The 26136-nt window shown below is 33.7% G+C and carries 19 protein-coding genes; 8 read left to right on the top strand and 11 right to left on the bottom strand.

Annotated elements, in window-relative coordinates; genetic code table 11:
• Nucleotides 1-73 precede the first annotated feature (73 nt).
• The 3 genes from ACY191_RS03635 to ACY191_RS03625 form a co-directional block, all read right to left on the bottom strand.
• A complete protein-coding gene (locus ACY191_RS03635; RefSeq protein WP_042740359.1) occupies nt 74-1462 on the bottom strand; it encodes an MFS transporter in 1389 nt (462 codons plus the stop codon).
• Between the two features lie 406 nt (nt 1463-1868).
• Nucleotides 1869-4139, bottom strand: a complete 2271-nt coding sequence (gene aryK, locus ACY191_RS03630) for a transcriptional regulator AryK (RefSeq protein WP_229366528.1) — start codon at nt 4137-4139, stop codon at nt 1869-1871.
• A gap of 135 nt (nt 4140-4274) precedes the next feature.
• The gene (locus ACY191_RS03625) at nt 4275-6437 is read right to left on the bottom strand and encodes an MMPL family transporter (RefSeq protein WP_042740361.1); all 2163 of its coding nucleotides are present in this window, start codon (nt 6435-6437) and stop codon (nt 4275-4277) included.
• A gap of 163 nt (nt 6438-6600) precedes the next feature.
• On the opposite strand from ACY191_RS03625, the gene ACY191_RS03620 reads away from it, so the two are divergent.
• Nucleotides 6601-7152, top strand: coding sequence for a TetR/AcrR family transcriptional regulator (locus tag ACY191_RS03620; RefSeq protein ID WP_042740362.1), 552 nt, complete (start codon nt 6601-6603; stop codon nt 7150-7152).
• 263 nt (nt 7153-7415) lie between these two features.
• On the opposite strand, the gene pruA is transcribed toward ACY191_RS03620, so the two are convergent.
• A complete protein-coding gene (pruA, locus tag ACY191_RS03615; RefSeq protein ID WP_042740363.1) occupies nt 7416-8960 on the bottom strand; it encodes an L-glutamate gamma-semialdehyde dehydrogenase in 1545 nt (514 codons plus the stop codon).
• Nucleotides 8961-9286: 326 nt separating this feature from the next.
• On the opposite strand from pruA, the gene ACY191_RS03610 reads away from it, so the two are divergent.
• Complete coding sequence (locus ACY191_RS03610) at nt 9287-10357, top strand: acyltransferase family protein (protein ID WP_042740364.1); 1071 nt, start codon at nt 9287-9289, stop codon at nt 10355-10357.
• An 84-nt stretch (nt 10358-10441) separates the two neighbouring features.
• A complete protein-coding gene (locus tag ACY191_RS03605) occupies nt 10442-11227 on the top strand; it encodes a putative hydro-lyase (protein ID WP_042740365.1) in 786 nt (261 codons plus the stop codon).
• 56 nt (nt 11228-11283) lie between these two features.
• On the opposite strand, the gene ACY191_RS03600 is transcribed toward ACY191_RS03605, so the two are convergent.
• Together ACY191_RS03600 and ACY191_RS03595 are read right to left on the bottom strand one after the other, a co-directional pair.
• Nucleotides 11284-11847, bottom strand: a complete 564-nt coding sequence (locus tag ACY191_RS03600; RefSeq protein ID WP_229366527.1) for a sugar O-acetyltransferase — start codon at nt 11845-11847, stop codon at nt 11284-11286.
• 76 nt (nt 11848-11923) lie between these two features.
• A complete protein-coding gene (locus ACY191_RS03595) occupies nt 11924-13117 on the bottom strand; it encodes a DUF819 family protein (protein ID WP_229366526.1) in 1194 nt (397 codons plus the stop codon).
• Between the two features lie 151 nt (nt 13118-13268).
• Here ACY191_RS03595 and ACY191_RS03590 point away from each other — a divergent pair, with 151 nt between their 5' ends.
• Nucleotides 13269-14690 (top strand): SLC13 family permease, encoded by a 1422-nt coding sequence (locus tag ACY191_RS03590; RefSeq protein ID WP_042740367.1) that lies wholly within the window; start codon nt 13269-13271, stop codon nt 14688-14690.
• Between the two features lie 131 nt (nt 14691-14821).
• Entirely contained in the window at nt 14822-15028 is a 207-nt protein-coding gene (locus tag ACY191_RS03585; protein WP_042740368.1) for a hypothetical protein, read from the top strand.
• Nucleotides 15029-15568: 540 nt separating this feature from the next.
• Here the strand turns inward: ACY191_RS03585 and ACY191_RS03580 are convergent.
• The 3 genes from ACY191_RS03580 to ACY191_RS03570 all read right to left on the bottom strand — a co-directional run bounded on the left by ACY191_RS03580 (nt 15569) and on the right by ACY191_RS03570 (nt 19401).
• Entirely contained in the window at nt 15569-16438 is an 870-nt protein-coding gene (locus ACY191_RS03580; RefSeq protein WP_229366525.1) for an SDR family oxidoreductase, read from the bottom strand.
• 313 nt (nt 16439-16751) lie between these two features.
• On the bottom strand, nt 16752-18650 hold the full coding sequence (locus tag ACY191_RS03575) for an FtsX-like permease family protein (protein ID WP_463269904.1): 1899 nt from the start codon (nt 18648-18650) through the stop codon (nt 16752-16754).
• Complete coding sequence (locus ACY191_RS03570) at nt 18640-19401, bottom strand: ABC transporter ATP-binding protein (RefSeq protein WP_042740371.1); 762 nt, start codon at nt 19399-19401, stop codon at nt 18640-18642. The genes ACY191_RS03575 and ACY191_RS03570 overlap by 11 nt, the downstream gene beginning before the upstream one ends.
• 223 nt (nt 19402-19624) lie before the next feature.
• Here ACY191_RS03570 and ACY191_RS03565 point away from each other — a divergent pair, with 223 nt between their 5' ends.
• From ACY191_RS03565 to copZ, 3 genes are all read left to right on the top strand, one after another.
• Nucleotides 19625-21076, top strand: coding sequence for a SulP family inorganic anion transporter (locus tag ACY191_RS03565; RefSeq protein WP_229366524.1), 1452 nt, complete (start codon nt 19625-19627; stop codon nt 21074-21076).
• A gap of 171 nt (nt 21077-21247) precedes the next feature.
• Nucleotides 21248-23635 carry a heavy metal translocating P-type ATPase gene (locus tag ACY191_RS03560; RefSeq protein WP_229366523.1) on the top strand — a complete coding sequence of 796 codons (2388 nt, stop codon included), beginning with the start codon at nt 21248-21250 and terminating at the stop codon, nt 23633-23635.
• A gap of 37 nt (nt 23636-23672) precedes the next feature.
• Nucleotides 23673-23879 carry a copper chaperone CopZ gene (gene copZ / locus ACY191_RS03555; RefSeq protein ID WP_229366522.1) on the top strand — a complete coding sequence of 69 codons (207 nt, stop codon included), beginning with the start codon at nt 23673-23675 and terminating at the stop codon, nt 23877-23879.
• Between the two features lie 63 nt (nt 23880-23942).
• On the opposite strand, the gene ACY191_RS03550 is transcribed toward copZ, so the two are convergent.
• Nucleotides 23943-24941: a D-lactate dehydrogenase gene (locus ACY191_RS03550; protein WP_229366521.1), complete on the bottom strand. Its 999-nt coding sequence runs from the start codon at nt 24939-24941 to the stop codon at nt 23943-23945.
• Nucleotides 24928-26115 (bottom strand): aminotransferase class I/II-fold pyridoxal phosphate-dependent enzyme, encoded by a 1188-nt coding sequence (locus ACY191_RS03545; RefSeq protein ID WP_042740376.1) that lies wholly within the window; start codon nt 26113-26115, stop codon nt 24928-24930. Before ACY191_RS03545 ends, ACY191_RS03550 begins: the two co-directional genes overlap by 14 nt.
• Between the last annotated feature and the right edge of the window lie 21 nt (nt 26116-26136).

Raw genomic sequence — 26136 nt, 5'->3', positions numbered from 1 at the left:
TAGCTTAATACGTAACATACTGTTATTTTCTGACTAATTCTTTAAAAGTTAAATGTTTAAATGCTCTAAAAAATTAATATTTTTTGGTTGTTGGGACAGTAAATACAATGATTACGAACGACAAGATTGCCATTAATACATTGAGCCATAGTCCAACAAGTGCACCAACATGAATATTTGTCATACTTGACACAATGCCAAACAATGCACCTGACAAAGCAATACCAAATGCACCGCCAAGAGATGACGCCATTTTATATATTCCCGAAGCTACGCCTACTTTATCTTCTGGAGAGTTTGATATTGCCATATCTGTTGAAGGCGTTGCATAAAAACCTAGTCCTAAACCATATAATAAATAACCTACAATACATACCACGACATAGACCATATTAGGTAAAAATGTAAATGATATTAAAATAATACCAACCATGTTACAAGCAGTACCTAACAACATCGGTTTTTTAGCGCCAACCTTTTGTAACACCTTTTCCCCAACTCGAATCATAAACAATACTGTAATAAGATACGTAATTGACAACAGTCCTGTTTGGAAGGCGTTAAATCCAATACCTCTTTGTACAAAAGTATTTGCTACTAATAGTGCCCCTGCGACACCATTTAATAGAAAGTTAGATAATGTAGCACCTGTATAGGCCTTATTTTTAAATAATTTAAAATCAATCAACGGATTGTTAATTTTATTTTCAACTTTAATAAATGCCACAGTAGATATAATAAATACTACGATGAGTACTAGTATAATTGGAGAAAGTAACCCAAATGTTGCACTTTGCGTAATCACAACATTAATGCTTAACATCATGACTACAAAAAGAATTAATCCTAAGAAATCAAATTTACTTGCAACATTGCCTTTAGATTTTGTTTCTGGTGTTCCTTTAATCAGCAACATTGAAATTAATGCAATGATAATTGAAAGTATAAATATCCAACGCCAACCAATAAATGTGGATACCATGCCACCAAATAATGATGCTAATCCTGAGCCACCCCAAGATCCAATAGACCAAAAGCTAAGCGCACGTTGACGCTCTTTCCCTTCGTAATATGCCTTCATAATTGCCAACGTTGCAGGCATAATCGCTGCTGCAGATAAACCTTGTATAATTCTTCCTAAGATTAAGAATAATGGGATATTGGTACTTATAATCAAGAGCGATCCTATAATACTTAACCATAACCCTATATAAGTTACTCTTACACGTCCAATTTTGTCAGCTAAACTACCTGCACCTACGACAAACATGCCGGAAAATAATGCGGTAATACTTACTGCAATACTAATCGTACCAATATTACTATGGAATGAACGTTGTAATTCAGGTACAACATTTAATAGTGATTGCGCAAATAACCAAAACGTAACTACACCTAACACAATACCTAATATCAGTTTATTATCACCTTTATAGTGCTGTGTATTGACCTCTTCTGCCATAAACTTGTCCTCCTATAATAACCATGTCTTAAAATACAATTAATGCTTTAGACATTTCTTAGTTCAAAAATCATTATAGAGAACGTGCTTCGGACGATATATGCCATTTTTGCTATCAACCATGATAATTTATGACAGATTTTTCACCTTAGTAAAATAAAGCAAATTTGAGTCATTCATTTTTGTTATTTGCAAAACATTCACGGCTATTTCCTGTTTTTTCTATTACCTCCTTCAATTTTTATTTGATTTATATTTCAAAGATATCAATAACTGAGACGGCACCAACGTTATCACTATAGATCGTTGCAACTCATGCATACAAATACTTTTACACTAATTCGATTCATACAAATAATGCTTATTGCTTGCGCCTGTTGCAATAAATCACATGTTTTCTTATACCCTATATATATTTCTTAAATTCAATTATATGTATTGCATTAGTTGTCAATTTTATATGATACGTAAAAAATGACAATACCTCTACCTCATTAACCTTTAATTGAGGATAGGTGATTCGATTGACATAATCTATTGTTTCTTGGTCCATGCCATGTGTTGTATTGTATTGTTGCCATATTTTATATAGCGCGCCATTATTTTTATCTAAGGTAAAGTGCTTAACTTTATACTTTCCAGCATCCATATCACGGATATTAATTTGATATTCACTATGATTTAACTGTTGTCGCCCATTCTTTGTTATAAAGTAAGGATTATAATGCTCTGCATCCCAAAGAACGAGTTGAAAGTGTGCTTTATCACCAACAACTAGACAATAATCACATTGATACATAATTTGCTTGAACAAACGTTTATAAAACATACTTGTGAAGTACGCCGGACGTTTAGCATCAAATTGATGATAGAGTTCTATGCCCCCCACTTGTGATGGTCTGGCATCACTATTAAAGGCTTGATGAATTTCGAAATTAAGCCAATACCCTATGTAATCTATCTCATGATTAATTTGTAACAATTGCTCAAATATAATTCCCGCTCTAAAGTATTCACCATTTGTAAGATTCGTATTACCTGTAAGCGTGTTCCAATTCAGTAACGTAAATGATAATGTACGCTGCCTTGATTGTAGGTAATGCTTCAACTGACGTATTTGTTGCTGTATATGCTTTTCTGCTAAATTAAATTGTTCACTTTCTAATGATTGAAGGTCTATCACATCATTTTGATTCGCTGAAAACGCGACTCCATCTATCAATTCTAGATAACAATCTATATCTTGATCCAAGTGCGCTAAGTCAAGCACAGGTATATTAAGTATCATTTTTACTTCTACAAAATACGCTTTAAATAACTTGCTTATATCCAAAAATTGTTGTTTATCTCCACTTTGTATATAGATTACTAACTGTAAAGCAGTTTGGTGTGTATAGACATTACACATATGTTTAATCAATTGTTTCAATTCTTTAAAATACTGCTTAAATTGAAACGCCGACTGTGGTGGTACAAGTTCTATCCCTAAAGCAATACCTTTCATCATCAAATAATTTAAACTTTCATCAATATGCATATATGGATGCACATGAGGGATTTGTTCATCACTGTCCATATAAGTTTGATTTAATCCACCTACAAATATCGGATCTTTAATGATTATATGGCTTACCCCCATGTCTCGCTCTATTTCATTTAATTGTTGTTTATAGCGCTCAACTAGTAAGTTATCCAAAGTTCCTATTTGTACGACTTGCTTAATCGGTGTCAATACCTTGTTGCTAGATTTTAATTGTACATTGATAACCTTTTGCGCTTCAGGTGAGTGCACAATATTATCCATATTTTGATTTATAAATAGTGATAAATAATACAAATATTTTTGATAATTATGTGGTTCTTTTATATGTTCTAATGTTGTATATCGTCTCGATTCATGAGACTGCTTTCTGTATTCAGAAGGCGTTTGTTTCATCTCTTGTCTAAAATATTTAATTAGTAAATTAGAAGAATTGAAGCCATTTTTAAAGGCAATTTGCGTAACTGTGAGTTGTGTATGCAACAAATCATCTTTCGCATGTTCTAAGCGAATTTGGTTAATATAATGCGTGAAGCCAATACCCATTTGTTGTTTAAATTTACGTGATAAATATGACACACTTACATCAAAGTGATCAGCAACTTCATTCAAAGTTATCGGTTCACTATAATAATGTTTAATATAATCACAAACTGCTGCAATACGTTTATCTTTATTTTTGACTATGGTTGTAGGTTCTTCTTTAGTTGGTATATAACGTATGATGATAAAAAGTAAATCTATCATTTGTTGTGCGATATAAAGTTGATGAAACCGTCCTTTTCTAATAAATACTGTACCTATTTTGGCAATAGTATGTCCTAACTGTTGATATATTGTATCTTGTAGTTTTTTTCTTTTTAATATAAAATATTTCCCAATATCTTCTGATAACGTCATCTGTAAGTAATTTTGTAGAATATGGATACTAATATAATAACAATCTGCTAATTCTTTGAATTGGTATGTTTCATTATGGTTAATAATAAATATTCCGCCCTTAGGATAAATGGTCGATGTATATCCCTGTTCTACAGAAAGTGAACCATTTAATACCAAGACGATTAACATACCTTTATTAATCCGCCGTGTACTATGCATCGTGTCATTAAATGTTATATTGTATTCGCTGTTCATATTTCACCTCATCACAATATATTTTCAATGACTTTACATATTTTTTCTATAAAATATTTATTTTGTTGATTTTCAGACAAAAAAAGTAGCCCGACCATTTCGTCGAGCTACTTTCATGTTGTTATACTTCAATCATTATTTTTTAGTATATTTCTCTTGTAATGCATGTCCTTCAATATCAATATTCGGCATAATACGATTCAACCAACTTGGAACATACCAAGAAGCTTTGCCAAATAACGCAGTTAACGCTGGAATAAGCATTAATCTCACAATAAAGGCATCAAATAATACACCAAACGCTAATGATATACCCATCGATTTAATCATTACATCTTCTTGGAATACGAAAGCAAAGAATACACTAAACATGATTAATGCAGCAGCTACAATCACTGGTCCACTTTCCTTAATTCCTACTCGAATAGAGTATTTATTTTGACCCGTTTTACTATACTCTTCATGAATACGTGACATTAAGAATACTTCGTAGTCCATGGCTAAACCAAAGAGTAAACCAATAGCAATTACTGGTAAGAATGCCAATAATGGCCCTGTTTCACTGACGCCAAATATATTAGATAAGAAACCTTCTTGCATAACTAATGTAGTAAAGCCAAGTGTTGCCGCAAGAGACAGTACGAATCCGAGTACTGCCTTTAACGGTACGATAATCGAACGGAATACAACCATTAATAATATAAAGGCTAATACAACGATAACACCAGCAAATAACGGAATTGCATTATTTAATTTTTGCGACATATCAATATTAATTACACTTTGACCTGATACTTCAGTTTTGAAATCATAGTCTTTTTTAGCAGTATCATTATAATCACGTAAGTCGTGAACGAGATTATTTGTAGATTCTGCATTAGGTCCTTTTTCAGGAATTACAGCAATTAATGCATAATCTTTATCTTTTGATAACTGTGGTGGTGTCACTAAATCAACATTCTTTTTATCTTTTAAGTCTTGTGACATTTTCTGTAAATCTTGTTTAAGCTGTTGCGGATTATCTTTCTTATCTTTAACATTTACAAGCATTGCAATTTGACCATTAAAACCTTCGCCAAATTTATCAGAAATAATATCGTATGCTTTTTTCTGTGTTGAATCAGCAGCCTTCACACCATCATCTGGTATACCAAGACGCATGTCTTTAATAGGAATTGCTGCTAAGACAAGAATAATTAAACCAATTAAAATTGCTACAAATGCTTTATCAACAACAAATTTAGACCAAAATGTATCAACATCATTTTTGAATTCTGACTTTGTTTTCTTAGGTTTAATTTGTTTATGGAATATACTAATTAATGCTGGTAATAGTGTAAGCGCACTTAATACAGCAACTAACACACTAATAGCGGATGCAAATCCCATTACCGCTAAGAAGTCGATTCCAACGAGTGATAGACCACATACAGCGATAATTACAGTGATTCCAGCAAAGATAACCGCACTCCCTGCAGTACCTACAGCCAAACCAACTGCTTTCACATGATCTGTTTCCGTCTTCATAATCTGTCTATATCTAAATAGAATAAATAACGCATAATCGATACCAACAGCTAAACCAATCATAATAGCTAATGTTAATGTTATATTAGGAATATCAAAGGCATAAGTTAACAATGAAATAATTCCGACACCGGTACCAAGACCTAGAATAGCACTGACAATTGGCATACCTGCAGCAATGAACGAACCAAATGTAATAAATAATACGACAAATGCAACAATAATACCAATTGATTCAGAAGAGCCGCCAATCTCTGTACTTTCCATACCTGTTCCCATACGCTCGACTTGGACATTATGTTCTTTTTCAATTTTGTCTATTTTATCTTTGACATTATCTCTAGATTTATCAGATAAATTCGTTGCAGAAACATCGTAGTTTACATCTGCAAAGGCAGTCGTTTTATCTTTACTAATCTGTTTACTCTCAAATGGATCAGTTACATTTTTAACATCTTTATCATCATCTTTAATATCTTTTAATGCTGATTTAATATCTTTTGTAACTTGGGGTTTAACAATGCCATTATCGGCATCACTTTTAAATACAACTCTAATCTGAGCTTTCTCACTATCTTGCCCAAATTCATCTTCAATTTTTTTATTTGTATCTAATGATTTCAGGCCATTCATCGTGATGTCATTATCAAATTTGGGTGAATTTAATGTCAACGGTGTAATAATCGCAGCCAGCAGGATAAGCCATGCAATAATGCTCCACCACTTATGTTTTGCGACAAAAGACCCTAACTTATACAAAAATTTTGCCAAACTATTTGCCTCCCTATTTAATCAACGTTATATTTTAAATATATTATGTAGATTATCTGTATCTTACATATTCATAGTAACATACTAATCATTTTTGATTCTTTTATAAAGAATTAATAATATAGAACTGTATATTTAAACTACACATAAGGAGAATTGTAGAATGAATGAAAATGATTTACGTGTGATTAAAACGAAACGCGCCTTAAGTCACAGTTTTTATACGCTTTTGGAAACAACACTATTTTCATCAATTTCAGTAAATCAAATATGTGAAAATGCGTTAATTCATAGAACAACATTTTACAAACATTTCTATGACAAATATGATTTACTCATTTATTTAATCACTGATTTAACCAAAGACTATTTTTCTATAGATTTAAAGGAACGTATCAATAGCCCCTTTAGCACTATGGAAAAAACGATTAACCACATTGATAAATTGAAAAAAATTGGTGATTTTCAACAAGGGGATAAAGAATTTGAACGAACTACTGGGAATCATTTTATTAAAGTAATCCAAGAAGATATTAAACAAAACATACATCGAATTGAAGTTGATCCAACGATACCAAAGGACTTAATTTTTTATATTTATGGTTCTAGCCTTTTCGGTATTATGGAATGGTCACGTGAAAATAATGCCAACTGTACTGCACAAGCGCTTGATGATTATTTTCATAAATTAATTAACATTAAAATAAAGGACTAAAGTGTTCTGATAATTAGTTATTAAGAACCTTACGCTTTCTCTATTAACAGCAGCAACTATCAAAATAAACAACAACATTATACGTTTTAACATAAAGGTATGAGCAACGGTCATCTTCTTTGTATTTTTTAATCTATATGCTTTAGCAAACTTATATGTTCAACACCCCAAAAATGCCACATACAAAAAGGGCACAACCGTCATAAAAACGGATGTGCCCTCTTTATTTGTGTATATCATTTATAATTTAGCAATAGCTAAATTTAGAACATCTCTGAAACTACCTTTTGTTCTAAGAAGTTTAATAAGTAGTCAGGACTTCCTGTCTTCGCATCTGTACCAGACATTTTGAAACCACCAAATGGATGGTAACCTACAACAGCTGAAGTACATCCACGGTTAAGGTATAAGTTACCTACATCGTATTCTTGTACTGCTTTGATCCAGTGTTCACGATTGTTCGTGATAACTGCACCAGTTAAACCGTAATCTGTGTCGTTTGCGATTTCAAGTAATTCTTCGAAATCGTTACCTTTAACGAAACCAACAACTGGTCCGAAGATTTCCTCTTGCATAATTTGATCACTTGATTTCAAACCAGAAATAATAGTAGGTTCAACAAAGTAACCAGTAGAGTCGTCTGCTCCGCCACCTTGTTCTAATTTACCTTCTTTACTTCCGATATCTATATAATTTTTAATCTTATCGAATTGTTTCTTATTAATTACTGGTCCCATGTACGTATTTGTTTCAGTATTACCAACTGTTAATTCTTTAGTTAATTTAACAGCTTTTTCTAATACTTCATCATATACATCTTTGTGTACAATTGCACGTGAACATGCAGAACACTTCTGACCTGAGAAACCAAATGCTGAAGTAACAATTGCTTCAGCCGCTAAATCAGTATCGATATTCTCATCGACAACAATCGCGTCTTTACCACCCATTTCAGCAATCACGCGTTTTAAGAACTGTTGACCTTCTTGAACTTTAGCCGCTCTTTCGAAGATACGTGTACCAGTAGCACGTGAACCTGTAAATGTTACAAAGTGTGTGTGTACACTATCTACAAGGTAGTCACCAATTTCTTTAGGGTCACCAGGTACAAAGTTTACAACACCTTTAGGTAATCCAGCTTCTTCTAAGATTTCTATTAATTTATAGGCAGTTAATGGTGTGTCTTCTGCCGGTTTTAATAATACTGTATTCCCTGCAACGACCGGTGCTAATGTTGTACCAGCCATAATTGCGAATGGGAAGTTCCATGGTGGAATCGTAACACCAGTACCAATAGGTTTGTAGAAGTAATGATTGTGCTCTCCTTCTCTATCCAATACAGGTTTACCATCTGCTAATTCCATCATTGATCTTGCATAGTATTCGATGAAATCAATACCTTCTGCAGCATCGCCAACCGCTTCATCCCATGGTTTACCTGCTTCATAAACCATTAAGGCTGAAATTTCTTGTTTGCGACGTCTGATAATTGCAGCAACCCTAATTAAAAATTCTGCACGATCTTTGTGTGTCCATTTCTTCCATGATTTATAAGCTTCATTAGCAGCTTCAAACGCTTTATCCACGTCTGCTTTAGTCGCTTTAGAGACTTCTGCAATTACTTCGCTAGTATTGGCAGGATTGATAGACTGATACGTGTCATCAGTGAATTTATGTTCACCATTAATAACTAATGGAATTTTTTGATTTAATTCACCTTTAACTTTTTTTAAAACCTCTTTGAATGCTTCGACATTGCTACCATCAGTGAAGTCAATGCCTGGCTCGTTGTGATAATTAACTACCATTTTTCTACCCCCATGTTAGTTTGTAAATAGAAAACTGAAATGGAAACAATCCATTCTTTTTCATTGTATATATATAGCACAACAAATGCAATCGCTTACAACCATTTTTGTGAAAATAAATAGTATATCGTCTAATTCGCATATTTTATTGTACTTTGTTATTATATTCCATAATATTTCCATATTTTAATAAAAATAAACATCAAAATATTTTAACAATTTGTAACTTAAAATTTACATTCACTTATAAACAGATATGTTACATTTGCGTATACGCTTTAATTTCTAATCATATAAACAGAGAAACATGAAAGGAAACATGCACAATGAAAACATATACCTCTGTTATTTTTTGGATGCGCACGATTGCTTGTTTAAGTATCGTACTTATCCATTCAATAACGACTACATTTAGTAAGATGGATTTTGTAGGACATAGTACACTGATCCGCATTATTCAGCTTTTACTTATGTTCAGTACGCCATTATTTGTATTCATTTCAGAATTCTTATTGGCGAAAAATTATCACGTTAAAACAAAACCTGGTTTCTTTAAAAACAAATTAATTTATCTAGGTATTCCATACCTATTTATAAATATTGGTATCTCGTTCTTTTATTTTAAACCTAAGCATTTCAGTGATTTTCTACATTATTTAAGCGAAACAATGTTTCATGGTGCAGCTGTCACATATTTCATTGTAATTATTTTCCAATTTTACATATTACATTACTTATTTTCTAAGTACCTTATAAAATGGAAACCTATCCCTGTAATTATTGGAGCAACTATATTCGCAACGCTTTACTGGGCATTTCGCCAATTCGTTCCTCAATCAGACAATCCTGTATTAGGATTATTTTGGGAACGCGAAGGCTGGATGTTGTTTTTAGGTTGGATTAGTTATTTCTTACTCGGTTTTTATACTGGAGTGTATTATGAAACGTTTATGAAAAAAATCAAAAATTATACCTGGGCTATCTTACTAGGTGCGGTACTTTCAATTGTGATTATGGTCGGTAATTATCTCGTCGGTATCAGTACTTGGGTAGAATCTAAACGCTTCGATATCCCTTTTTATGTAACAATGATTATATTGGTCTTTTTCTTATTTTCATCTTATTTCAAATATGTACCAAAGTTTATTCTATTTATTAGTAATTACTCCTTTTGTATTTATTTAATTCATTATTTCTTTGTACATAATTTAGGTCTATTGCGCCAAGATAGTGCAGTACTTAATATTACGTTTAACTTTATCATCACCTTAACTGTATCTATATGTTTAGCTTATATATTCAATTTATTTAAATTTGGTAAGTATATCGTTGGTGGTATTGGTAATGTACAATATGATCATGTTTATGAAAGCTATAAACACGGTAAAATGGATTAAACATTAAAAATTGGTCATTTTTAATGACAAAGGGGAAATTCTGCTAAGATATAAATAATTCAGTTTAAACAAGGGGTTGTTATAATGAATTTACGTGATGCATCACCAAGCACTTTGAGAACTATGATTAGTAATAATGAACTGATTCAGCATACTAGTGGTATGGCAAAGGGTTACGTGCAAGCCAATGTTGTCATTTTACCTTCTCAGTATGCCTATGATTTTTTGAAATTTTGCTTTAGGAATCCGAAGACATGTCCATTATTGGATGTTTCTGAAAAAGGAAGCAAATCCTTTCCTTTCTATGGACCACAAGCAGATATAACGACTGAAGTAGCATCTTATAGAGTTTATGAACACGGTCAGTTAGTTGATGAACCTAACCGTATTGATCACTTATTTAATGATGACATGGTTAGTTTTTTAATTGGTTGCAGCTTCACATTCGAGCATGCCTTAATCGAAGCTGGCATTCCAGTTCGTCATATTGAAGAAAATCATAACGTACCCATGTTTGTAACTAATATCCCAGCAAATCAAAGTGGTCAATTTTCAGGTAATATCACTGTTAGCATGCGCCCTATGACAATGAATCAAGCAATACAAGCCACTGAGATTACAACGCATTATGCAGATGTTCATGGCACACCAATTCACATTGGTTCCCCTGAACAGATAGGTATTAATAATATTACGCAACCAGATTACGGCGAACCTGTCACAATAAAGGAAGGTGAAGTCCCTGTATTTTGGGGATGTGGTGTCACACCACAATCAGTTGCATTAGAAGCGAAACCTGAGTTAATGATCACTCATGCACCTGGCCATATGTTTATAACAGATGTATTAGATAGTCAACTTAGAAATTAACTAAATGTCTCGTTAATAAAATGCGTTCCCATATTAGTATGGCAACGCATTTTTTATTACTCATTATTTATAGTTTTTATTACTTTAGCGGGCGTTCCAACAGCTAATACATTTTCAGGAATGTCTTTAGTTACAACACTTCCCGCACTAATAACTGTTCCCGAACCAATCTTGACACCAGGTAGAACTACGACATTGGCGCCTAACCAAACATTATCTCCAATTTCAATCGGCAACGCTTGTTCAATACCACTGTTGCGTGCAGCTATTTCTAGTGGATGGTTGGCAGTATACAAACCACAATTTGGACCGATAAAGACATTATCTCCAATATTAATTGTAGCGCAATCCATCAAATAGCAATTATGATTTATAAAAACTTGTTTACCTAGTTTTATATTATATCCATAATCCACTTGAAATGGACTTAACAATTCTAATTGCTGTGGTTCATATTGAAATATTTTTTGTAATAATATGTGACGCTTTTCAACCTCACTCGGCTTGGTATAGTTAAGTTCACAACATAGATCCTTAACTTTAAGCCTTTCCTCACCTAATGACTCATCAAAGTTGGCATCATACCATTCACCCGCTAACATTTTCTCTTTTTCAGTCAACATAATTCCTCCTTAAAATATACGAACACTTACCTCATATGAATCTGACTAAAGGCACACAACTCGTATCCTAACATCATTTAATTTGCATTAGTATGTGATACATAAGCGTCCCTGCATAGTTTCCAATGACATATCCCAATGTTCCAATGATTAATATGGGACCTACTAGCTTAGACCAACCTTTGCCTATAGCTAGTGCAGCTGCAGTCGTGGGACCTCCTGCCGTTGCGTTACTTGCCAATAATATTTCTTCTACTTTAAAATTCAACCACTTGCCTAACAATAAACTTAAACCTAAATTAAATATCAATATTATCATAACAAAGATAAATAACAATGGTGCTGTTTTAATAATAGTGACAAATGATGCTGGCGTACCGATAACCACAAAGAAGATATAAATTAAGAATGTCCCTATTTCTGAAGCCCCTGACAATTTTTCAAAGAAATCACCCCATAGCGCAACAACACATAAAGTCAATGTCGTTAATAATAAATATGAATCACCAAAGAATGACACGACTAACGTTAATAAAATATTAGATTTCGGTATCCAATGTTGAATAAGCTCTGATAATTTAAAACTTATCGCTACTAAAGTCACTGCACAGGCTACTGAACAGGCAATGTCGATTAAGGCAATCTTTTGAGGTGCAAAGCGCTGTTCCTCTGTCTTAGTGTTAGAGCTGTCATAGTCCGTATTGAAATATCTTTTTATCCAAGGTAGTGAAGGCAATGCAATTAATAACATAAAATATAATGCCATTATGCTATTATCAGCTACAACAGTCGATGAAATCATATCACTCGGTGTTGCAAATTTAGAACTTAACGCTGCAAAGTTAACGCCTCCACCAATGTAACTCCCAGTCATCATTGCGCCAATCTTTGCTAAATGCGGTATCCATTGATTTAACACTAAGAAACCAACTATCGTCCCTACCATTGTTCCTATCGAGGCAATCATAAATATGATTAATAACCTTCTACTTTCCTTCCATATCTTTAGTATGTTCGAACTAAATAATAATAGTGGTATTGATAAAGGCACGACATAGTCCCATACCGTGTCATACACCGGTGAGCTGGTTGGTATAATATGAAAGTTTGATAATAACATTGCCCCTACTAGTGCAATAATCGCACCAGAAATAATACTCGCAAAGCGATATCGTTCTTCTAAATATATACTAATAGTTGCCCAACCTATAATAATCGCCCACAATATCCAGGTATCATCTTTTGCTACTAATGTTCCTACTATCATCCTAATCCCCCCATTGAGCTTATAGTCAAAATACTAAATGACGATAATCATTTACTCAATATATTTTTTAAATTTTCAGAAAATAAATTGTCTAAACGTACGGTTACTGATATTCTTATTTTGAGAATGCATCAAACAAGGGGGACGTAATATGAAAGAAAGAATAGGTCTTATTCTCGGACCACTATTATTTATCATTTTTTACTTCATTCCTGGGATTACAGGTCTAGATGATGCACCAAGAGCAGTACTCGCAGTTACATTATTTGTAGCGACTTGGTGGATTACTGAGGCCATTCCTATCCCTGCTACTTCATTATTACCATTGTTATTACTACCGTTAACAGGCGGCACTGATGAAAAAATTGCATCAAGTGCCTATGCAGACCCTATCGTCTTTATGTATATGGGTGGATTTATTATCGCATTGGCCATTGAGAAATGTAACTTACATAAGCGTATTGCTATGACTATTATTTCAATGATGGGCGCAAATAGTAATCGCATTATATTGGGGACAATGATTGCTACTGCCTTTATTTCTATGTGGATTTCTAATGCTGCAACTGCACTTATGATGTTACCCATTGCACTTGCTTTGATACAAGAAATTCAAGAAGCACAATTTTTAAAACCAGAATCAACACATAAATTTAGCAAAGCTTTATTATTAACTGTAGCTTATTCAGCGTCAATTGGTGGTTTGGCTACTTTAATCGGTTCAGTACCAAATGCTGTTTTCGCTGCAGTAGCCGCCTCTAGTTTAGATAGAAAAATTTCATTTGCTCAGTGGATGATTTTTGCGGTGCCTGTGACTATCATCTTACTTGTTATCCTATATTTCATGTTAACAAAATGGCTATTTAAGGTTGACGATGCCGAAAAAATTTCTTCTGATTTTGCCAAAAAGGCCTTACATGATTTAGGTCCTATGAGTCGCGAAGAAAAACTGACAGGGTCGGTATTTTTATTAGTAAGTTTGCTATGGATATTCGGTGGTCTGATACCTGATTCTATTCATGTATCAGATACCGTCATTGCCATATTAGGTGCAGTATTACTATTCTTAATACCATCAACTAAACATAAAGGTGGACTCCTTGTATGGGATGATATGTCCCAATTACCATGGGGAATATTATTACTTTTTGGTGGTGGTTTATCATTAGCAGCCGCATTTGAAGATTCTGGACTGACAAAATGGTTTGGTGGCATGTTAAGTATCGTCAAACCATTACCATTGATTCTAATCGTAATCGTAATCACAACAGGTATCTTATTCTTAACCGAAGTAATGTCTAACACTGCTGTTTCTAATATGTTGATGCCAATAAGTATTGGTTTTGCTGCTGCAATAAGTAAAGATCCATTTATCATTATGGGAATCGTCGCACTATCATCTACTTGCGCATTTATGTTACCAATATCCACACCACCAAATGCTGCAGTATTTAGTTCTGATGAATTAGAAATGAAAGATATGGTGAAAGCAGGTTTTATCTTAAATATTTTTGCTATCATCGTTATATCACTCTTTGCTTATTTCTGGTTACCAATCGCATTCGGCATATAAGTTTGATATATAACAATAATCGTCAAATTGCTACTGCTGAGGTATGATGTAACATCTATACTGCGGACGCATGTCAAATACACTGGTACACATTATAATAAGTATATAAACTTATAAAAGGAGCAGTTATTATGAAGACATTAATCAAAGGTGCTATTGCCATCCTATTAATCTTAGGTGTTGTTAAGACCTTTCAAGACCATGATTTAACAAATGAAGCGACAAATTATTATCAACAATTTAGAGATGGCGAAGTACTTCAAAATATTGAAAACATTAATTTCGACTCATTAAAAAATATCAATTTTGATAACCTTAATCCTTCAGATTTCTTTTAAAGTTTAGCTCGTTATAATGTATAACTAGATTAGCAATAGACTCGGTTTATACACACAAATATTATTATTGATTGCCTTTCGTACAATAGTATTATTTGTATCTAAGTACGCAACATATTGTTTTATATACTCCAGACTAAAAAAATTGTCGGTTGAATTGAAGTTCCTTTCAACCGACTTTTTTGTTGTCATTTATGTTGTTTTGTTCTATAGTCCTTAACTGTTTAAGATACAAGCTTATTACGTTAAGCATGAAAAAATCCCCAAAAGAACAAACCTTTTGGGGAACTCTCTTTATATTATGCATCGATATTGACCTTTTATCTAGTCAGTGGAGGTTTAATTCAAGACTAAGTATCGACACATCACTTATGACTTAAGTCTCTCGCTTACAATTCCCTAATTTCAACACTTTGCTTTCAACAATAAAGTACTTACATCTTCCACTACTGTACTTTCAAAGCAAAATATCATTATACATTGACCGCTACTGATTTCATACCTCACTTCAATTCACACCCCAAGTACTATAAATCGGACCTAAGATGTTATATAATCTCCTCCATTTACATGAATCACTTGGCCTGTGATATAAGAGCTATCAGCATAGGATGCTAAAAACACATAAGATGGTGCTAATTCTGCTGGTTGACCTCGGCGTCCCATTGCTGTATCAGACCCTTGATTTTCAACTTTATCTGCAGTAAATGTAGCAGGAATTAATGGTGTATATATAGGACCTGGTGCGACAGCATTTACTCTAATGCCTTTATCGATTAATGTAGTAGCTAGCGATCTTGTAAAGGCAACAATTGCACCTTTCGTCGCAGAATAATCAATCAAATGACCTGAGCCACGATATGCAGTTACACTCGTTGTATTAACAATCGCATCGCCTTCCTTCAAGTAAGGTACAGCCGCTTGCGAAAGAAATATCATTCCAAATATATTTGTTTCGAATGTTTCTTTAACCTGCTCTGGCGTTATATCCTCAAATTGATCTCTTGGGAATTGAACACCACCATTGTTTACTAAAATATTCAGATCACCAAAGTCATCAATGACTGATGCAATCAGTTGTTTAGAATCGTTAATATTTTTCAAATCATGGGCATAAGCTTTCGCTTTACCACCTAACTCTGTTATTTGTTGAACAACTTCATCTGCATCTTCGTGCTCATCGTAATATCCGATAGCAACCTGTGCCCCTTCCTTCGCATATAATAACGCCACGGAACGACCTATACCCGAATCACCACCTGTAATGAGTGCAACTTTGCCTGCCAGCTTTCCGCCACTACGATACGAATCTAATACAGAAATTGGTCTAGGATTCATCTCTTTTTCAATTCCTGGTTGTCGATTTTGTGTATAGCCTGTTATTTGATTGTGAAATTCAGTTAAATTCATCCAATCACTCCTTAGTATTCTTATTTGCCAGTACCACCATTTTGCATTATGAAACATTCTCACTTTATGTGGCGTCTATTTCCCAGGAAATAGTAATACTAAGTTATTTGAAACTATAGACTATATTATCCAATCCACTTGCATTATTAAAATATTATAAAATGAAGCACACTAAATCAATTGAATATCTCGTACAAGAACGTCGTACTATTAACAAACGTCCGATCACACATATCAATCTACACTGTTAGTAACAAGCAAACTATTTTGCTGTCACTTCGTGTATAGCACTATTCGGCTGACTTAGACCCTGTTAGATTGAATGTTTAACAATCCGACTCGAATGTATGATGGACATAATTGCAAAGATCATAAAGATAATAGAATAAACCACCATAACAACATAAACTGGCAGCATATCTATAGAGTTCATAATCTTCATATATGCTTTAGCTGCAAAGTATGCATGTAATAATGAAATGATTAGCGGTAAAGCAAAGTTGAATATTACCTTTAACGTTAAACCTTTCAACATATCTCTATGTGTGTATCCAAGTTTACGTAAAATTTTATAATTAGACATTTCATCTTCTGTTTCATCCATTTGCTTGATATAGATAATACAACCAGCAGCAATTAAAAATGCTAATCCAAGAAATGATGTTACAAACAATAAGATACCTATAGAATTATCCATGCTTTGTCGTATAACCTTTTGTGATTCAATATGAGGATTTACCTGTTTTAACATTTTGTTAGCAGCTGGCCAATCCTTTTTATTTAATAACTCATAGCTATATTGCTTATTAATTTCTTTACTGTGTTGACTTAGTTCATTATATTTATCAGTGCTGACTAATAGTACCGGTTGGCCATAAGAAACATCTGCCCTAAAATCTACTGTTCGTTGATCTGCTGTCACCTTAAATGGCGCAAAACCTTGCCCTTTAAATTGAATTGTCTTGTCGATATTATATTTAACTAAACTACCACCAATTGTAGAAACATTAATCAACTTAGCATTATTTCCAGAAACATCTTTATCTTTAAAAAATTCATTACTTGTTATAAACATTTCCTTAGGTTTGTTCATTAAAGAATTACTTTGTTTAACAAAGAAATCATCTTTTGTTATTTTCAAATTAGCTACCTCTTTATAAACAGGTTTAAATGGTATATGCGCTTGTTCTAATTTTTGTTCAAATTGCTGTGCCTGCTTTTCTGAATTTAAATTAAAATCTTGAGGTGATGATTCATAAATATTGTCATCAATAGATGATTTACTAATTGCACCAAAGCACAACACAGTGACCGTCACAGCGGATAATGTAGCTATAATAGTCAAAGATAACGCATTCTTCTTCATTTTATGCATAATTGAGGATGTAAAAACGACGTCCGTAATAGATATCTTGCCTTGCTTTAATCCTTTAAGACTTTTGAAGATTAACGAAACCGAACTCCTAAAGAATAAATAAGCGCCTACTGTGGTTAAGAATAAAATAGCAAAGACTAAAAACATGATTGCATCACTATATTTCCCAAACATTTCGGTCGAAAAATAATAACCTAAAATAATCATCGTGATACCAATAATTCCAGAAATAAACTCTAATATCGTCACTTTAGGTTTATTGACCTCAGTCTTAGTATTATCATTCATCATCGTTAAAATACTCCGTCTACGTAAAAACCAAAAACTTTGTACTAAAATGAGTACAAATGATAAACATAATAAAATAATCGTTTGCGTTACTGCTGGCGGTTGGAATGTTAATGATACACTGGTCTTAACACTTAAGATTTTGAGTACAACCATCAATAATATTTTAGAACCAAATACACCAATGATCATGCCTAACACACCGGTAAAGATAAACATCGTTACTTGTTCTATCAATAACATACGCATTATATTATTTCTTGTTAACCCAATTAATTGATACAGCGCGAATTCACGTGTACGTCTTTTTATAAATAGTTGATTCGCATACATTAAGAAGATCAATATAATGATAAACAAAAAATTGGCGCCAACCTTTGATCCTTCTTGGATTACTTTCATAGAATTATCATTATTTATACTGTTGGTATATTTTAATGTAACAAAGCTAAAATAAAGGACAATACTAACTATCAACGAAAATATATACATCGCATAGTGACGAATATTCTGTTTGAAATTCTTTAGTACAATCTGATTAAAGCTCATGTGTCACACCACCTAAAGCCGTTTGCATATGAATAATATTCTTATAAAAGGCTTGGTTCGTATCTTCACCTTGATAAATTTCAGAATGTATATTACCGTCCTTTAACATAATCACTCTATTAGAAAAACTCGCCGCTACAGGATCATGTGTAACCATTACTATCGTGGCGTTCATTTTCTTATTCATTTCTTCTAAACGATTTAATAAATCCTGCGCACTTTTAGAATCAAGTGCACCTGTTGGTTCGTCGGCAAAGATAATAGCTGGTTTATGCACTGAGGCACGTGCTGCCGCTGTACGTTGTTGTTGCCCACCAGATATTTCATTAGGATATTTATTACCCAATGCTTTGATCCCAAGTGCTTCAGTTACTTCATTATAATTGGCTTCTTTTTCTTTTTTTGACATCTTTTGTATAGACAATGGCAACATAATGTTTTCTTTAACCGTTAGCGTGTGTAATACACTATAATCTTGGAAGATAAATCCTATCTCTTTTTTTCGAAAATCTGCTAATGCTTTATTGCTCATTTTATTTATCTGATTGCCATTTATTTCGACTGTACCACTGGTTAAATAATCAATAGAACTTATAACATTCAACAAAGTTGTCTTACCAGAACCAGATGGTCCCATAATTGTGACGAACTCACCTTCTTCAATTGAAAAGTCTATCCCCTTTAACACTTCTTGTTGTTGGTGCTTGTTACCATATTTTTTAGTTAAACCTTCAACTTTTAAAATTGGCATACTTTTCACTCCTAGTTACCTTTATTTATAATCCAATTGTAACGAATCATCCTAACACTGGCGTTTGTTTTAACTAACAAACATAGTTATTAAAATAACAACTTTGTCACACAGGTATAATTTTATGCGCATTCAATTATACTTTACATTGAATTTTAATAACTTTGTACTTAAAATACTATGTTATAATAATTTAGTTAAAATATTATTAAGGAGTATATAAATGCTAACTAAATTAAAAAGCGAATGGTTAACTGCACCAAGGACAAATATCTTAGCAGGTATTGTTGTTGCCTTAGCTTTAATACCAGAGGCAATTTCCTTTTCAATTATAGCTGGAGTCGATCCAATGGTCGGTCTTTATGCATCTTTTATTATTGCAGTAGTCATCTCATTTGTAGGCGGTCGACCTGCTATGATTTCTGCAGCTACAGGTTCCGTCGCCCTAGTCGTCGTTCCGTTAGTTAAAGATTACGGATTACAATACTTACTTGCTGCCACTATATTAATGGGTCTTATTCAGGTCATATTCGGCATATTAAAGGTCGGACATTTGATGAAATTCATACCAAATTCTGTCATGATTGGCTTTGTCAATGCTTTAGCCATTATGATATTTACTACGCAAATTAAACATATCTTTGGTATATCTATTCCAACTTACATCTTTGTCATCATTACCTTACTGATTATTTACTTATTACCACGCGTTTTTAACACAATACCCGCTCCACTTATTGCCATTGTGTTGTTAACTGTCATTTCGATTTATACACATGCCGATGTAAAAACAGTCGGAGACTTAGGTGATATTAAACGTACACTACCACATTTCCTTTTACCAGATGTACCTTACACCTTTGAAACTTTGAAAATCATATTACCTTATTCATTATCTATGGCTATTGTTGGACTTGTTGAGAGCTTGCTTACAGCTCGTATTGTTGACTTAGCAACTGATACGTATAGTAATAAAAATCAAGAATCACGCGGACAAGGTATCGCAAACTTTATAACAGGCTTTTTTGGTTCTATGGGCGGTTGTGCCATGATAGGTCAATCCGTTATTAATGTACGTTCTGGTGCTACAACGCGTCTGTCTACCTTTACTGCCGGAGTATTTTTAATCATTTTAATTATTGTCTTTGGTGATTGGGTAGTACAAATTCCAATGCCTATTCTCGCTGCAATCATGGTTATGGTTTCAGTCGGAACATTTGATTGGAAATCATTCAAATTTATCAAACGTGCACCTCGTACAGATGCCTTTGTAATGATCTTAACAGTCGCTATTGTGTTGTTGACTAATAATTTAGCTTTAGGCGTCATTGTCGGAGTCATTGTTAGTGCATTATGCTTTGCCACTAAAATATCTAAGGTTAAAGTTGAACAAGAGACACATGAACAAACCATTTATTATAAAATTTCAGGTCAAATTTTCTTTGTATCAATAGATACAATGATGAATCAATTAGACTTAGATTTGAAACATCAGACAATATATTTAGATTTCCAACAAGCACACTTATGGGATGATTCTGCAGTTAATGCTATTGATACACTCGTTGAAAATTATAATAAAAAGCACAATACCGTATATGTTCAACATTTAAATAAAGATAGTAAAAAAATAGTTACTGAACTTACAGAAATTAATCATCAACATTTATTATAAGCCGTTATTTCACACAAAAGCCAATGCGCATGTATTTACTGCGCATTGGCTTTTTTAAATCTTAATCATTGACATATATACGGGTAGGGGGTATATTGTAGATAAATGATTTGCTCTACTACCGGACATTAATATTCCAAGATACATAAAATAAAAAGGGAGGTTTATATTATGTCACAACAAAAAACAACGACCTATGATATTACAGGGATGACTTGTGCAGCTTGTGCAAATCGTATCGAGAAGAACTTAAATAAACTCAATGATGTTACTGCAAATGTTAATGTAACGACAGAGAAAGCAACCGTAACATACGACCCACAAAGCACTTCTGAAACACAAATTACTGAAAGCATTGAAAAAACTGGTTATGGCGTGTCTACTGAACACACTGATTTAGATATTATCGGGATGACTTGTGCAGCCTGTTCAAATCGTATCGAAAAGGTATTAAATCGTATGGATGGCATAAGTAATGCAAGTATTAATCTCACTACAGAAAGTGGTGCTATCGACTATAACCCTAACACTGTTACGGTCGATGATATAATAAGCAGAATACAACAGATTGGTTATGATGCACAGACTAAACAAGATGAAACACAAAAAGCATCTAGAAAGGAACAAGAATTAAAGGGAAAAAGATTCAAACTGATTATTTCAGCTATCCTAACCGTTCCTTTATTACTAACAATGTTCGTTCATTTATTCGGCATTCCTTTACCACATATTATAATGAATCCTTGGTTCCAGTTCGTCTTTGCAACACCTGTTCAATTCATTATTGGATGGCAATTTTATGTTGGTGCCTATAAAAATCTTAAAAACAAATCAGCAAATATGGATGTACTTGTTGCTTTAGGTACAAGCGCTGCTTATTTTTATAGTATCTATGAAATGATTAAATGGTTAATTCAACCACAAATCACTCCGCATCTTTATTTTGAAACAAGTGCAGTATTAATCACACTAATATTATTAGGTAAGTATTTAGAGACACGCGCTAAAGCACAGACAACAAATGCATTAAGTCAATTAGTCAACTTACAAGCTAAAGAAGCACGAATCATCAGAGATAACACAACAATCATGGTTCCATTAAACGAAGTCAAAGTTGGCGATTATTTAGTTATCAAGCCAGGAGAAAAGATACCCGTTGACGGTACAATAATTAAAGGAACAACATCAATAGATGAATCTATGCTGACTGGTGAATCAATTCCAATTGAAAAGAATGTGAATGATACTGTCATAGGTGCAACGATGAATAAACATGGTTCCATTACTATTGAAGCAACAAAAATCGGCAAGGATACGGCTTTATCGAATATTATTCAAACTGTAGAAGCTGCCCAAAGTTCTAAAGCTCCTATCCAACGACTCGCAGATATTATATCTGGTTACTTTGTACCAATTGTTGTAGCCATTGCTTTACTCACATTTATTTTCTGGATTACACTTGTACAACCTGGTGAATTTGAACCTGCGCTCGTTGCTGCTATTGCAGTATTAGTCATCGCCTGCCCCTGTGCATTAGGTCTTGCTACTCCTACTTCTATAATGGTAGGAACTGGTAAAGCTGCTGAACATGGCATCTTATTTAAAGGCGGAGAGCATATTGAACGAACACATGAAATTGATACTGTAGTCTTAGATAAAACTGGGACAATTACAAATGGTCAACCAGTAGTCACTGCATTCAATGGTAATAGCGAGACGCTACAATTACTTGCATCTGCAGAAAATGGATCCGAACATCCATTAGCCGATGCTATAGTGAAACATGCTGTTAATAACGATATTAAATTGTTAGAGCCTGAACACTTCACTTCTATACCTGGCAGAGGTATTTCAGCTATTATTCATAATCGTCATATCTTAGCAGGTAATCAACAATTAATGACAGAATATAATATTGATACAACTGAGCAAATAGAACAATTACAACGCTACGAGACAGCTGGTCATACTGCTATGTTTGTAGCTGTCGATAATCAAATTAATGGCATAATTGCCGTTGCAGATACTGTGAAATCAAATGCACGAGAAGCAATTCAAGCATTGCATGATTTAGGCATCAACGTCGTCATGTTAACAGGCGACAATGAACGTACAGCTCATGCTATTGCTAAACAAGTAAATATAGATACCGTTATTGCGGAAGTATTACCGGAAGAAAAGGCAGCAAAAATTGCAGAAATTCAACAAACAAATCAGCATAAAGTAGCTATGGTAGGAGATGGTGTAAATGATGCACCTGCTCTAGTACAAGCAGATATAGGTATTGCAATAGGTACAGGTACCGAAGTTGCTATTGAAGCAGCAGATGTTACTATCCTGGGAGGCAATTTATTGTTAATACCTAAAGCCATAAAGGCAAGTAAATATACTATCCGTAATATCCGTCAAAACCTATTTTGGGCATTGGGTTATAATGTAGCAGGCATTCCTATTGCTGCATTAGGCTTATTAGCTCCTTGGATTGCTGGCGCAGCAATGGCATTAAGTTCAGTCAGTGTAGTAACAAATGCTTTACGTTTAAAAAGAATGAAACTATAGTTAACCCTATATAAAAATTTATAAGGAGGTGAATGTTATGGCTAAAGAAATCATTGCAGTAGAAGGTATGAGTTGTAATCATTGTAAACAAGCTGTTGAAGGAGCACTAACAAATCTAGATGGTGTTACAACTGCTGAAGTAAATCTTGAAGCTGGAAATGTCACAGTCGATTACGATCAAACACAAGTTACAACAGTTAACATGAAAGAGGCTATTGAAGATCAAGGATATGATGTAAAATAGCACAATCATAGAGGCTCATATCATCAAAGTGCGTTGATGATATGAGCCTCTATTTTGTTATAATCAATTTACACGTAATGATGTATCTCCTGTTTGTAATACCTCAATAGTTGCATCTAAAGCATCAACTATTAAATTTTCAACAGCAGCATCCGTATAGAAAGCAATATGCGGAGATAAAATAACATCTTTACGTTCAATAAGTGAACGTAATAATTCATCTTCTAATGTGACACCACGTTGATCACTAGGAAATAGACCCTTTTCAGCCTCATATGTATCTAATGCTGCACCCTTTATAATACCTTTATCAATAGCTTCAATTAAGGCACGGGTATTCACAATCGACCCACGAGCGCAATTTATAAATACTGAACCTTCTTTAAAACTATTAAATAATGATTCATCAAATAAATAATGATTTTCATCACTTGCTGGCACGTGCACCGTAACAATATCAGCTACTTCCACTATTTCTTTAATTGTATCTTTATAACTCACGATAGATTGTAATTGTTCATTTTTCACAATATCATACGCAATTACCTTAGCACCAAAACCATTTGCAAATATTTTCGCAACTACACTACCAATACGTCCTGTACCAATCACTGCTACTGTTAAATCCTTAATAGAGCGCGATAAGATGGCAGGTTGCCAGCGAAAATCTTGTTCTGCGGTCTTTTGCTGTATATCATTAAAGTTTCTCACCAAATTTAATGCTTGGGACACAGTATACTCTGCAATTGACTCAGGTGAATATGAAGGTACGTTTGAAATGATTAAATTATACTTATTCGCCAATTCAAAATCATAACAATCATACCCCGCACTTCTTTGGGCAATTTGTTTTATTCCAAACTCATTCATTTTTTTGTAAACCACTTCGGGCAGAGGGATTTGTTGTGATACAGACACGCCATCAAAGCCTCGGACACTATCTACCGTGGATTCAGTCAATAATTGACTATCTAAATCTACAGATACTTTATGTTGTGCTGACCACGCTTCAATATAAGGAATATCTTCCTCTCTTACACCAAACAATTTAATTTTTGTCATCGCAGACACTTCCTTCTTTATGATATAAAGCACTTAATGATTGTAAACGATTAGCTGCTTCTAATAGTTGTGCATCATTCAATGCTAGTGAAATTCTGACATAATTACGCCCATGCTCGCCAAATGGGATGCCAGGAGCTACTAAAATAGATTGCTCCTCTAATAAATACTTAACAAATTGCTCACCATCATAACCTTCCGGAGTAGCTAACCATAAAAATATACCACCCTTCATTGGTTCAAATGGAATGTGTTTTTCAGCCAATTTTGCTTCAAAAAGATCTCTCCTGCGTTTAAAGGTAGCACTTTGTTCCTCTAAAAATGTATCATAATGATTTAAAGCGTATGTTGCAGCATCTTGTAACGCACCAAACATGCCTGCATGTGTGTGTGTTTGGAATTTTTTGAGCGCCTGAATCACCTCTTTATTACCTACTGCAAAACCAACTCTAAATCCTGACATATTATAGCCCTTAGATAGTGAAAATATTTCAATCGCTACATCTTTGGCTTGTGGTGATTGCAATATACTCGGGTTTTTATGATCAAAACCAAAGGCACTATATGCAAAATCATGAACAATTTTAGTTTTTGTCCCCTTAAAACGCTTTATAGCTTCATCAAATACATTTTGTGTCGCAACTGATCCCGTAGGATTATTTGGATAAGTTAAATATATCAATTTAGTATTATCTAAGACTGACTGTGCCACCTTATCCCATTCAGGTAAATAATCCGGAGAATTCAATACCAGTGGTACCGGAATTGCATCAGCCAATTTTACGCCAGCTAAATAATCTGTATATCCTGGGTCAGGCAACAACACATTTTCTCCTGGATTAACAATACACTGCGGTAAATTAACTAAACCATTTTTTGTTCCATATAAAATACATACTTCATCTTCTTTATCTAACGCTACTTGATATTGACGTTGATAAAAATCAACTATCGCTTGTTTAAAGGTATCTTTTCCATGAAATGCACCATATTTTTGGTTCTCTGGTATATGTATTGCTTTACTAAAACAATCTAAAATGCCCTTAGGTGTTTCTCCATCAGGTATACCCACCGCCATATTAATTAATGGTAAGGGGCCATGTTCTACTTTTTGTCCCATTGTCTTTCCAAAATAGCTGTCAGGTATCTGAGATAATCTTTCTGACATTACCATAAAACTGCCCTCCTTAAATAA

This window comes from Staphylococcus sp. TCBT05 (genome assembly GCF_055179755.1).
The sequence above is the reverse complement of the archived record's forward strand: the minus strand, read 5'-3'. Positions and strand labels throughout refer to the sequence as shown.